At 33.6% G+C, this 13532-nt stretch carries 11 protein-coding genes; all 11 read left to right on the top strand.

What is annotated here, in order from left to right; translation table 11 throughout:
• Nucleotides 1–52 precede the first annotated feature (52 nt).
• The 11 genes from CBF31_RS04860 to CBF31_RS04810 all read left to right on the top strand — a co-directional run bounded on the left by CBF31_RS04860 (nt 53) and on the right by CBF31_RS04810 (nt 13429).
• Nucleotides 53–517, top strand: coding sequence for a MerR family transcriptional regulator (locus CBF31_RS04860; protein WP_126831270.1), 465 nt, complete (start codon nt 53–55; stop codon nt 515–517).
• Between the two features lie 108 nt (nt 518–625).
• The gene (locus CBF31_RS04855) at nt 626–2113 is read left to right on the top strand and encodes a PTS fructose transporter subunit IIC (RefSeq protein ID WP_126831269.1); all 1488 of its coding nucleotides are present in this window, start codon (nt 626–628) and stop codon (nt 2111–2113) included.
• A gap of 35 nt (nt 2114–2148) precedes the next feature.
• Complete coding sequence (locus CBF31_RS04850) at nt 2149–2601, top strand: PTS sugar transporter subunit IIA (protein ID WP_126831268.1); 453 nt, start codon at nt 2149–2151, stop codon at nt 2599–2601.
• Nucleotides 2602–2664: 63 nt separating this feature from the next.
• Complete coding sequence (locus tag CBF31_RS04845) at nt 2665–5280, top strand: glycoside hydrolase family 38 N-terminal domain-containing protein (RefSeq protein ID WP_126831267.1); 2616 nt, start codon at nt 2665–2667, stop codon at nt 5278–5280.
• 14 nt (nt 5281–5294) lie between these two features.
• A complete protein-coding gene (locus CBF31_RS04840; protein WP_126831266.1) occupies nt 5295–6083 on the top strand; it encodes a MurR/RpiR family transcriptional regulator in 789 nt (262 codons plus the stop codon).
• Between the two features lie 23 nt (nt 6084–6106).
• Nucleotides 6107–7489, top strand: coding sequence for a glycoside hydrolase family 1 protein (locus CBF31_RS04835; RefSeq protein ID WP_126831265.1), 1383 nt, complete (start codon nt 6107–6109; stop codon nt 7487–7489).
• Nucleotides 7490–7689: 200 nt separating this feature from the next.
• Nucleotides 7690–9747, top strand: a complete 2058-nt coding sequence (locus tag CBF31_RS04830) for a BglG family transcription antiterminator (protein WP_126831264.1) — start codon at nt 7690–7692, stop codon at nt 9745–9747.
• Between the two features lies 1 nt (nt 9748).
• Entirely contained in the window at nt 9749–10036 is a 288-nt protein-coding gene (locus CBF31_RS04825; RefSeq protein ID WP_126831263.1) for a PTS sugar transporter subunit IIB, read from the top strand.
• Nucleotides 10037–10038: 2 nt separating this feature from the next.
• A complete protein-coding gene (locus CBF31_RS04820) occupies nt 10039–11406 on the top strand; it encodes a PTS ascorbate transporter subunit IIC (RefSeq protein WP_126831262.1) in 1368 nt (455 codons plus the stop codon).
• An 11-nt stretch (nt 11407–11417) separates the two neighbouring features.
• Nucleotides 11418–12131: a transaldolase gene (locus tag CBF31_RS04815; RefSeq protein WP_126831261.1), complete on the top strand. Its 714-nt coding sequence runs from the start codon at nt 11418–11420 to the stop codon at nt 12129–12131.
• 293 nt (nt 12132–12424) lie between these two features.
• Nucleotides 12425–13429 carry a tetratricopeptide repeat protein gene (locus CBF31_RS04810; protein ID WP_126831260.1) on the top strand — a complete coding sequence of 335 codons (1005 nt, stop codon included), beginning with the start codon at nt 12425–12427 and terminating at the stop codon, nt 13427–13429.
• Nucleotides 13430–13532: the final 103 nt, after the last annotated feature.

Raw genomic sequence — 13532 nt, 5'->3', positions numbered from 1 at the left:
GTGATATACTGTAGCATATCACTTGGAGTAAACTCCAAGTCAAGGGGGAATTATGAAAAAATATACGATCGGTGAAATTGCCCAAAAATATGATGTCTCGACAGATACTTTACGATATTACGATAAAGAAGGTCTAATTCCCTTTGTAAAAAAAGATAAGGCGAATAGGCGTTATTTTTTAGAAACTGATTTTCAGTACTTAGATACCATTCTTTGTTTAAAACGAGCAGGTATTGAAGTCAAACAAATCGCGTTATTTATTGAGATGTGTTTAAAAGGAGATTGTACTTTAGAGGATCGCTATGATTTTATTCAGGAAAAAGAAAGAGAGTTAGAGGATAAAATCGCTCGTTTTTCAGAAAGTCTAGACTATCTGAGGTGGAAAAAGTGGTACTATTCGGAAGCGAATAAAGCCAAGACTGAAGACATTTTTTTTGAAGAAGGAACAACTCAGGTTGATCCTAAATTTTATGAGAATTATTTAAAAAATATGTCTGAAAATAAAATCAATTATTAAATGAATTTTTGAATGTATTTACTAAAGTCCCGTAAGCACTTTCTTATAAGGAAAGTGTTTGATATTATAACGTTGTAAATAAAAAGTTATAGAAAAGGGAGAAATGATATGACTAAAAAAGTGGTTGCGGTTACAGCTTGTGCTGCAGGTATAGCACATACTTATATGGCTGCTGAATCATTAGAAACAGCAGGTAAAGCACTTGGTTATGATATGAAAGTAGAAACCAATGGTGCGATTGGAGCTGAAAATGTTTTAACAGCTCAAGATATTGAAGAGGCAGATGTTGTTATTATTGCAGCTGATATCAAAATTGATCCAATGCGTTTTACAGGTAAGCGCTTATTAGTAACAAAATCAATGCCAGCGATTGAAGATGCAAAAGGTTTAATCAACCAAGCATTAGAAGAAGCTGAAGTATTTGGTAAAAAAGGTGGAAAAGTTGGGAATATTCAAATCGGAAATGATTCTGAAAAAGTAAACTTCTTTACACACGTTATGAGTGGTATCTCTTACATGGTACCAATGGTTATTGCATCAGGACTTATTTTAACAATTGCTAATTTATATGCATTCCAAAAAGATGACTTAGGTCGTATCGTAAAATGGGGATTTGACACAGCAACACCTATGGGAGAGTTAATGTCAAATTTATTCCAAGTTGGTCAAGTTGGATTTAAATTAATGATTCCATTATTTGCTGGTTTCTTAGCGAAATCAATTGCAGATAAGCCAGCTATCGCTCCTGCGATGATTGGTGCTTATATCGCCAATGACGCTGAATTATTAGGAGCAAATGCTGGTGGTGGATTTATCGCTGCGATTGCAGTTGGTTTCCTTGTTGGGTACATGGTTAAAGGGCTTAAGAAAATTAAATGGCCAAGATTCATCATGCCAATCGTTCCAATCATGATTATTCCAACGATTGCAACATTAGTGATTAGCTTAATTGTCTTCTATGTTATAGGACAACCTATGGCAGCAGGTATGGACGCAATGTACAATGGTTTAACTTCTTTAAATGAAAATTATAAGAGTGCGCCAGCTATTATTGGAATTATCTGTGGTGCAATGATTGGATTTGACTTAGGTGGTCCAATTAACAAAACAGCCTTAGTATTTGGTACTGCAGTATTTACAGATACACTTGCTAAAAATGGTGTAGACGGTGCTAACTTTGTTCCACAAACAGCGACACAAGCAGCAATTGCTGTAGCGCCTTTAGGTGTATGGTTAGCTTCTATCTTATTTAAAAACAAATTTACTAAAGATGAAAAAGTTGCAGCAAGTGCTGCATTTGGTATGGGTATGGTTGGTGTGACTGAAGGAGCAATTCCATTTGTGGCATCAGATCCAGTTCGTATGATTTTTGCTAATGTATGTGGTTCAGCTGTTGCAGGTGGTTTAGCTGCTGCAACAGGTTGTAAGTTCTTCGGTGGTATTGGTTCTCCATTAGGAACCTTTGTAGGTTATGTTGAACAGCCAGTTCCATTTATTACATGGATTCTATGTATTATGGCAGGTGTCTTAGTAACAGCGGTCTTAATCGGTACTATGAAACGCCCAGTCGAAGGTACAATCGAAGCATCAAATTAATCACACTATTATAGAGATGAAAGAAGGAACTAATAATGAATATCGAAGTTTTTAATGACAAACATATTTTATTCAATGATACAGCTACAACTCAAGAAGAAGCGTTTAAAGCAATTGCTGATTTTGCAAAAGAATTAGGTTTTGTTGAATCTGCTGATGCATATTTTGAAGGCCTTAAAGAAAGAGAATTAGAAGCAACTACAGGATTTAAAGATGGGATTGCAATTCCACATTGTAAAAATGAAACAGTAATTAAACCAGGTATGTTCTTAGTAAAATTTGCTAACCCAATTGATTGGAATGCATTAGATGGCAAACCAGTTTCTGCAGGTATTGCATTATCAATCCCTGTTGAAGGTGCTCAAGAACACTTAAAATTATTAAGCTTGATCGCCCGTAAAATGATTGATGATAATTTTAGAGAAGGTATTATTTCTGGTAATGACCCAGAAGTCTTAGCTGAAATTATTAACCAAATTTCATTTTAATAATTATTAAATAGATTGGAGAGAGTATCTTTGATACTCTCTTTTTTGAAAGGAAAGAGTTTTATGAAAAAAGTACATGTGATCCCACATACTCATTGGGATTTTGAGTGGTATTTTACAAATAATGAGTCATTTATTCAGCTGATGTATCATATGGATGAGGTGATTGAATCTCTTGAAAATGATAGAATTTCTTATTATTTACTTGATGGTCAAATGAGTTTGTTAGATGAATATCTATCAGCATTTCCAGAAAAGAAAGAAACAATTAAACGATTAGTTACAGATAAAAAATTAATTATCGGACCTTGGTATACTCAAACAGATGAGTTAATCATATCAGGTGAGTCGATTGTACGTAACTTAGAGTTAGGAATTGAATTAGCTGATGGTCTAGGTGGTCATATGAAGATAGGTTATCTTCCTGATTCATTCGGTCAAAGTAAAGATATGCCTAAGATTTATAATGGGTTTGATTTCAAGCAGTCTGTTTTTTGGCGTGGTGTTCCTAACGATAAAACAACAGATCGTGAGTTTATTTGGAAAGCAGAAGATGGGTCTGAGGTAGTCGTTTCAAATATTAAAGATGGTTATTACACAGGTGGTGCCTTAATTTATTCAGATGATACTGAAAAGCTAATGGATAAAATTTCAAAAGGTGCAACATCAGAACATTTGGTTATGCCAGTTGGTGGTGACCAACGTTATGTAGATTATAATTTACGTGATCGTATGGCTTACTATAAAGAAAGACATCCTGATTGTGAGTTTGTTGAAAGTAATTATGATATCTTCTTTGATGAGTTAAACACTGATAATTTAGAGACAGTTGAAGGTGAATTTATTTCAAGTTCAGTTTCTAAAATTCATCGTTCCATTTATTCTTCTCGTTATGATCACAAATATTTAAATGATAAGATTGAACGTCGTATGATATACCAAGTTGAACCACTAATGATTATGGCAGATGATTTGGGTATTCCTTACAAAAAAGGAGCACTTGATAGAATTTGGAAACTATTGTCTAAAAATCAAGCCCACGATAGTGCAGGTGGGTGCAACAGTGATAAGACTAACCGTATTATTGTGGAGCGTTTTATTGAAGCCGACCAATTATCTTACTCAATCATTGATTATTTAACACGTAAGATTGCTGAATCACGTCAAACTGTTTCAGAGAATGATTTATTATTCTTTAATCCTAGACCAGTACCAATGAAAAAAGTAGCGAAGTTTAATATTTCGACTGAATCAGAATTTTTTGAATTAGTAGATCCAGCTGGGAATAGTGTACCTGTTCAACACCTAAATACAATCAAAGAATATAATGGATCAATTCGTAAGAATAAAGAAGATATGGATGAAACAAATTTCTACTATATTCATGAAGTATTGGCAGAGGTTGAGGTTGCTCCAATGACGTTTGCAGAATATAAAGTTATCGAAAAATCAACATCAACATTTGCAAATGAAAAAGTAATATCTCAAGATTATACAATTGAAAATGATAGCATTAAAGTAACTTATAAAGACGGGCAATTAGAGTTGTTCAATAAGAAAACAAATGACGTAGTCTCTAACTTCTTATCTATTGAGGATTCAGGTGATGATGGTGATACTTATGATTACTCACCACCAGAAGAAGACTTTATTGCACAGTTAGACTTCAAGGGAGCCGATGCTACTGTATTAAAAGGCGCGTGTCGTCAAACATTAGAAATTAATGGCGAGTGGCAAGTTCCTTATGATTTAATTAAACGTAGTGAAAAACAGTGTGATACAGCATTACCTTATCGACTAAAACTTTCTGTTGAACCTGAACATAACAGAATTGATTGTCATTTAGAAGTAGATAATACAGCGTTTGATCATCGTTTAAGAGCAGTCGTAAAAACAACAGTAAGCGCTAGTCATTCTTATACAAATACGCCGTTTGGAACAATCAAACGAGATGTTGTTGATAAGAATTTAGGAAATTGGCAAGAGCTAGGTTGGAAAGAAGAACCAACGGCAATTTTCCCAATGATTAACTATATTAATAGTCATAACGATCAAAGCAGTTGGACTGTTTTATCAAAAGGAATTAAAGAGTATCAGTTAATAGGTGATAATTTTGAAAATATCGCGTTAACCTTATACCGTTCAGTTGGATTCTTAGGTAAACCAGATTTACAAAGACGTCCAGGTATTGCCTCAGGTAATGAATTTAAGTATGTTCCTACGCCAGATAGTCAATTACTTGAAACATTGAAATTTAAATTTTCAATTGTAGTGGAAGAGGCGTACTCACCAAGCTCAATTATGAAAACATTTGAAGACTATGCGATTAGTGTACCATTCTATCAAATTCAAGAGCTAAACCGTTTCACAACGACTTTAAAATACTTTGTTTCTAACCCATTATTAACTAAAGTGGAGAAACCAAATGGCTTTGAAGTTCAACCTAATCAAACCGTTTTAAGCTCTGTTCGTAAAAATAAAGATAATAATACAGAGATACGTCTCTTCAACCCAAACATGTCAGAAGTACAAAATGGTGGAAAAATTCTCTTATCTGGAAATTCAAGCTTTGCAATGAGCGATTTATTAGGTAATATAGTATCAGAGAAACAAAATGGTACTGAGATTGATTTAGGAACTTTTAAACCTGGGGAAATTAAAACAGTATTGTTATTTTAAAAGGTGGGTTAAGAGTGAATAATAATTTATTTTTATTGATTGAATCATATCGTAAGACATATACAAATGTAGAACAGGTGGTGGCAGATTATTTTCTGTCAAAACAAAAAAGTTTAACCATTAGTGATTTATCAAATGAAATAAACGTATCCCAAGCATCCATTACGCGATTTTGTAAGAAAATAGGATTGAATAACTATAAAGAATTAACGTTTCTCTATAATCTGTCATTAGAAAATGATGGAGGAGAACAGTCGGTATCCTCTTCTGTAACAGCAACGTATCATGCTTTAGCAACTCGTAGTGATGATCGCTATGATGAAGAAACTGTAGCACGCGTTTGTGAATTACTAGCGGACACGAAATTTATTTATTTTTGGGGAATGGGATTTAATTCTTATGCGGGTTTAGATTTTCAGTTTAAATGTGCGCGTTTAGGTAAATTTGTATCTGTTATTTCTGATGAACATTCTACACGGATGTCTGCTAATTTTTGTGAGACCGACGAGTTAATTATGGTGTCTTCGTTAAGAGGTAATAGCGAGAGTCTACGTTTATCTGTTGCAACTGCAGCAGAGCGCGGAGCTAAGATTGTCCTAATAACAGGTAATCCTGATTCAGAATTACGAAACTATGCAACTGAAACACTAATAGCTGCTTCGTTGCATAAAAATGAGTCACTAGGGAATATCTCACCTCAAATTCCTATTTTAATACAATTGGATTTGATATTTGAAAAATATATTAGCCTACAAGCTTCTCAAAAATGGATTGAAACTGAAGATATTTTAAGAGAATATTAGGCATTACGAAAGGAAGTCGTATTATGTATAAATTTCCAGAAAACTTTTTATGGGGAGCTGCAACATCAGCACCACAATCAGAAGGTCATGGTAGTAAAAATGGTAAAACACCTACAACTTGGGATAAATGGTATGAGTTAAGTCCTGACAAATTCACCCCAAATCAAGGGCCCGAAACAACATCAAATATGTACAACATGTACAAAGATGATGCTAAATTAATGTCAGATATTAGTATGAATTCATTTAGAACATCAATTTCATGGGCTCGTTTATTACCAGATGGTAAGACAGTCAACGAAGAAGCGGTTACGTTTTACCGTGATTACTTTACGGAATTATTAAAAAATAACGTTAAGCCTGTTATTAATTTATTCCATTTTGATATGCCGTGGTGGTTAATGGAAAAAGGCGGTTGGGAAGCGCGTGAGTCAGTTGATGCTTTTGCCTTTTACGCTAAAACAGCCTTCGAATTATTTGGCGATCAAGTAGATACATGGGCAACATTCAATGAGCCAATCGTTCATGTGGAATGTGGGTATTTATATGGCTATCATTATCCAGCTATCCACGATTTCAAAAAAGCAATCCAAGTGGGTTACAATACAATTATGGCGCACACTAAAGCAGTTGCTGCGTACAAAGAACTTAAACAAGAAGGTAAAATTGGTATCATCCTAAACGTGTCACCCTGTTATTCTCGTGGTGAAACAGAGGGCGATGCATTAGCTGCGAAGCAAGCTGATTTGTTAAATACGAAGAGCTTCTTAGACCCAGTTGTGTTAGGTGAGTTCCCAGTTGAATTAAAAGAATTATTAGCGGCTAATGATTTATTACCAGAAACAGTTGCAGGCGATAAAGAATTAATTGCTGAAAATAAAGTTGATTTTATTGGATTAAACTATTACCAACCAAGACGTGTGCAAGAGCCTAAAGAAAAATTAGTTGGGAACGCAACAGATCCGTCTGATTTTTATATTCCTTACATTTGGCCAGAGCGTAAAATGAATGAGTACCGTGGTTGGGAGATTTACCCAGAAGCTCTTTATGACGTTGCCATCATGATGAAAGAAGATTATGGAAATATTCCGTGGTTTGTATCTGAAAATGGAATGGGTGTCGCACAAGAAGAACGTTTCATGGATGAATCAGGACAAATTCAAGATGACTATCGTATTGAATTTATGATGGATCATTTGAAAGAACTACATAGAGGAATTGAAGCAGGAAGTAACTGTTTTGGTTACCACACATGGACATTTATCGATTGCTGGTCATGGTTAAATGGCTACACAAATCGTTATGGATTCTACCGTATGGAGTTAGATGATAACTTTGAGCGTACTCTTAAGAAGAGTGGGATTTGGTTCAAAGAATTAGCTGAGACAAATGGATTTAAAGGCTAAAAAACACCACACATTAATTTTAATGTGTGGTGTTTTTTAGGTTTTAATTCAAAATTCTTGAAAATATTACACTAATCAACTAAATTGATTAGTGTAATTAGGGCACAATAGTAAATTAAAACAGTTAATTAAAACTGTGCCGAATCATCATTTTAATTGAAAGCGCTTTATAATATAATTTGAATATAGGAGTGGATGAAATGTTGAACCAACTTAGTATTGATTTATTAGAACTTATCTCAAGACATTCAGATATTGATTTGGATGAGGCTGCAGCAGTATTGGAAACAAATAAAAAAAGACTGATTTCTGAAGTAGATAAAATTAATCCAATTTTATTTAAACAGTTTGGTTTTAGTATCAATATTAAGAATAATAAATTTTCGCTCCCAAAAGACTTTAAGGAAAGGTGGTTGATGAGTAGATTAGACTTATCTAGAGAAGACATATTTTTAGTACAAGATAGAACTTCTGTTATTATTATTTACTCTTTTTTAAATAGTAATTTTATTTCAAACTATCATCTACAGGAATTATTGGGACTAAGTAAAAATTCCATATTGAATGAGGTAAGACAAGTAAAAAAAATATGTTTAAAAAATGGTATTTCCTATAAATATTCTCGAGCTGAGGGTTATGATTTTAAAGGAGATGAATTTTCCCTGGTAAGCTTGGTAGAAGAGCATTTGAATCAACTCTTACTATCTAGTATAGGGGAATGGGTCTTAGAAATAATTTTATCAAATAGTGGTATTGATTCTGAATTCTTATGGTACTGTAAACAATTTGAAACAATCATTCAGGAAGAAAATATAAGTATTGTTCCAAGTCGAAAAAAGGCGCTTATATGGTTATTTTATATAATTTCTTTAAGAAAGCAAAAGTGTAATAATGATTGGAAAACAAATTTTCCGACAAATCCTTTGAGTTCTATGAAGGAAGTAGCTAATAGAGTTGCTAAGTTATTTTTTATAAGTTACACATATAATGAATTATTATTTATTAGTTCAAGGATACTTGGTTCTTTGGATGGGATGTGCTTACCTGAATTGACAGGAGTTAGCTTGGAATATTTAACTCATAAAATTATTCGAGAAGTTTCTAATTTAATAGGAGTTACTTTCTCGGAAGATGAAAAAATACATCATAGCTTACTTCAACATGTAGGACCAGCCTATATAAGAATTAAATATGATATTCCTTTAAATTTTCCGTTTTCAGATGAGATTACAATGCAATATGGTGCTTTATTCTCTCAAGTAAAACGAGGGCTAGTACCGCTTTTTGAAAAAGAGAAGCTTAATATTTCAGATGAAGAAATTTCTTTGTTCACGGTTCATTTTGGAGGATATTTAAATAATCATAGCGTTAAATATAGGGCAATAAGAGCATTAGTTGTTTGCCCTAATGGAATTAGCAGTTCACTTATTTTAACGAGCACATTAAAAAAGTTGTTTCCAAAGTTTGAATTTAAAAAAATACATCAAATTTCAGAAATAAAAAATTTGGCAACAGATGAGTTTGATCTAATATTTTCGACGACAATGTTAGAAACGATTAAACCACTTTATGTTGTCAGACCAATTTTAGATTATGTTGAAAGCCAATTATTGATTAGAGAAGTATCAAAAGAGTTTGAGATACCTGGCAATCATTTGAGTTATAAGTTAGAAGATATAATATCAACGGTTGAAAAGTATGCAGATATTAAAGATTTAGATAAATTAAAAAGCGAATTAGTTAATTTATTGGATAATCAAAAAACTACGTTGAGGGGAGGAGCGACATTGTCAAGCTTACTAAAGGAAGAGTTTGTTAGATTTAGTGATGAGAATTTAACATGGCAACAAGCAATTGAGTTGGCTAGTCAACCGCTTATTGAAAATAAAAATATTGAAGAGTCATATGTTGAAGCGATGATTGATAGTGCGTTAAAATCAGGACCTTATATTGTGTTGGCTCCAGGTGTTGCAGTGCCTCATGCTAGACCAGAAACTGGAGTTAACAAATTGGGAATCAGTTTACTTTCATGTTCACAACCAGTAGATTTTAGTATGGGAGAAGAAGTGGATGATGATAATCAAGTTAGTTTAATATTTGTATTAGCTGCTGAGGATAATACTAATCATTTAACGGCATTACAACAATTATCAATGATATTAGAAGATGATGCTAATGTTTCTATATTGAAAAAATGTGGAAATGCACGTCTGATGTTAGATGAAATTAATAAATTAATAAAAAAAGGGGACGAATAAAATGTTAAAAGTAGTTACAGTTTGTGGCAATGGAATTGGTAGCAGTTTAATGCTAAAAATGAAAATTGAAGAAATTGCAAAAGAAAATGGTATTGAAATTTCTGCAGAATCTGCTGACTCTAATTCAGCAACAGGTAAAGATGCAGATTTATTTGTTACAGTAAAAGAATTTTCAGATATTTTTAAAAATGGTCAAAAAGTTGCTTACACTAGAAGTTATATGAATAAGAAAAAAATAACAGAAGATATTTTACCTACACTAAAAGAATTAGCTGAAGGGGGAGCTTAAAAATGGGGTTCTTAACATTTATTAAGGATATGTTGAGTGAGCCTGCTATTTTAATGGGCTTGATGGCGATGGTGGGCTTGATTGCATTAAAGTCACCAGCGCATAAAGTATTAACTGGAACATTAGGTCCAATATTAGGCTACTTGATGTTAGCAGCCGGGGCTGATGTTATTTCAGGTAACCTAGATCCTTTAGCAAAAATGATTGAATTTGGATTCAATATTAAAGGTGTTGTTCCTAATAATGAGGCAGTAACATCTGTTGCTCAAGATTTATTAGGTGTTGAAACTATGACAATCTTAGTTGTTGGTTTAGTATTCAACGTGCTAATTGCTCGTTTTACACGTTACAAATATGTATTCTTAACAGGTCACCACAGTTTCTTCATGGCATGTCTATTGTCAGCAGTATTAGGCGCTTTAGGATTTAGTAGTTGGAAACTAATCTTAATCGGTGGTTTCTTCTTAGGAGCTTGGAGTGCAATCTCTCCAGCAATAATGCAAAAATCAACTCTTAAAGTAACAGATGGTGATGATGTTGCTATGGGTCACTTCGGGAGTATCGGTTACTTACTTGCAAGCTGGATGGGTGGTTTAGTTGGTAAAAATAGTAGTAGTACAGAAGATATCGATGTACCAGAAAAATGGAGTTTTTTACGGAATACAACAATCTCTACAGCTTTAACAATGATGGCATTTTACTTAGTATCAGCAATCGTTGCTGGACCAGAGTTTGTGTCAACGTTATCAGGTGGTAAGTCACCATTCTTATTTGCTCTATTATGTGGTCTTAAATTCGCAGTAGGTGTAACAATTGTTTATTCAGGTGTTCGTATGATCTTAGCAGATTTAATTCCTGCTTTTCAAGGGATTGCAACTAAAGTTATTCCGAATGCAGTACCAGCCGTTGATTGTGCCGTATTCTTTCCATATGCACCAACAGCAGTGATCATTGGTTTCGTCAGCAGTTTTGTAGGTGGTTTAATCGGAATGTTCATTTTAGGTTGGGCAGGTAGTGTCCTAATTATTCCAGGCCTTGTACCTCACTTCTTCTGTGGTGCGACTGCAGGGGTTTATGGGAATGCAACAGGTGGTAGACGTGGAGCAATGCTGGGGGCCTTTGTAAATGGTCTTGCTTTAGCATTCCTACCAGCTTTATTAATGCCAGTATTAGGTAACTTAGGATTTGGTAATACCACATTTGGAGACGTAGATTTCGCAGTTATCGGATTAGTTTTAGGTAAACTTGGTGAATGGATGGGTAGTGTTGGTATTTACGTTATCGTAGTAGCAGTTATCGCAGTCTTAGTTTTACCAAGCATCTTACGTCCAGCTTCATATGCAGTAAACAATAAACCAGAAGAAGAATAGGAGAGATTGATATGTTAGAAAACTTAAAAGTTAAAATTTATTCAGATGGTGCCGAAATTGATAAAATGAAAGAAGCTTATAAAGAAGGTATGGTTTCAGGTTTTACAACAAATCCAACTTTAATGAAAAAAGCAGGTATCACTGATTATGTAGCATTTGCTGAAGAAGCTGTAAAAGAAATTCCAGATAAATCAATTTCTTTTGAAGTGTTTGCCGATGATTTTGAAACAATGGAAAAAGAAGCAGAAAAAATTGCATCATTTGGTGAAAATGTCTTCATCAAAATTCCAATTATGAATACAAAAGGCGAATCTTCAATTCCATTGATTGAACGTTTATCAGCAAAGGGCTTTTCTTTAAATATCACAGCTATCATGACAATTAAACAAGTTAAAGAAACGATTGCTGTTTTAGCTCCAGGTACTAAAAATATTGTATCTGTATTTGCGGGACGTGTTGCTGATACAGGAATTGATCCAACAGAGTTAATGAAACAGTCTGTTGAAGAGTGTGCTAAAAAAAATGGAACTGAATTACTTTGGGCAAGTACTCGTGAGTTAATAAATATCTTCCAAGCCGATGAAATTGGAGCAGATATTATTACAGTGCCACCAGCAATTTTATCTAAATTATCAATGGTTGGTATGGATTTAGAACAGTTATCAAAAGAAACAGTTATAATGTTTAATAGCGATATTAAAGATTTAGGGTTTACAATTTTATAAATTAGTAAGAAAAAGAGAACCGGTTATTTGGTTCTCTTTTTTGTTTAGTAAAATTTTTGAATAAAGCAATAAGGGAAACAAGAGATGCCTACACCGGCGATAGGGAGTGACTTAGTAAAGTACGTTTCAAATTTGCTCATGGTCAGTTCTCCTTTTGTGGTATTCTATAAGGGATATATAGGTTGAATTATACACCCTGTTTGTAATGCTTCAAGGGAACATGATTAAACTTAATTATTATGGAATAACAGCAATAAATTTAAAGTAAAGGTAACGATAATATGGAAGAAAAAATGAGAGAGATAAGAAAACGAAATAAAGAAGCGTTAACTTTAGTTGAAGATGTTCAACCTCTTTTAGAACAAAATTTAGACTGTGAGCGTAACAGTTTGACATTAACAAATTTAGCGGCATTTTTAGTAGAAGATAATCTTCAATTTGTCACAGAATGTGATGATATGTTAGAGGAGATAGCGTTATTAGAAGAGGCGATAACTGTTGACCCAACTAATACTAATAGCTATGCGTTATTAACGATTGTTTACTTACATTTTGGTGAGTATGAGTTAGCTAGAAAATACTATAATTCTTATAAAGAACACTTAAACGGAACCGATAAACTTGCTGGTTTGGTTGAGATACTTTTAAAAGAGGAAGCCAAAGAAAATCCTGATTTATCTGTATTATTTAGTGAGCTGTCACGCGATAGTGTGGTTATGGACTTTATCACTTATAAAGTTGGCTTACAATTACTGATGCAACGTGGGGATAAAGAGAAGTTGAACTATTATTTAGAAGCGGTCCCTAAAGACTGTTTATATGGTTCAGACCATAATCTAGACTATCTAGTACATACTCCTAATGAGCTTGCTGACTTTTACATGGGCTTAGGTGAAGAAGAAAAAGCTTTATATTATTACGATGAACAGCTTGAAGATACAGGGATTGACATAAATTGTCTAAATGGCTTAGACCGTATTGTCATTAAAAATCATTTGTTTTTGACGAAGAAATTAAAAGGTGAGAAGGCTTTTTGGAATTTGGGAGAAAAGCTTTATGACAGGATTAAAGAAGATGATAGCTATCATTATATAAGTAGCGATGTTTTTGAAGATAGAGAGGACGAAGAAGACTCACAGGATTATCGTGATAGATTGATGACGGTCGAGACATTTAACGACTGGCTTGCAGAATTTAATGAAGAGACAGACTATCGTTATCAGATAACACTTGAACCTTGTGAGAGCTACGTTTTAGCATATGACTGTTTTTATATAGAGTGTCCTATTCATCAGTAATTAAAAAAATAACTTGTTTTTATAAAGGATAATTGTTAAACTTAAGAAAATAAATTTTAAAGGAGTTGGCGCATTTGAACACTGTATTATTTAAAAGAAAAAT

This window comes from Vagococcus fessus (assembly GCF_003987565.1).
Taxonomy (GTDB): domain Bacteria; phylum Bacillota; class Bacilli; order Lactobacillales; family Vagococcaceae; genus Vagococcus_D; species Vagococcus_D fessus.
The sequence above is the reverse complement of the archived record's forward strand: the minus strand, read 5'-3'. Positions and strand labels throughout refer to the sequence as shown.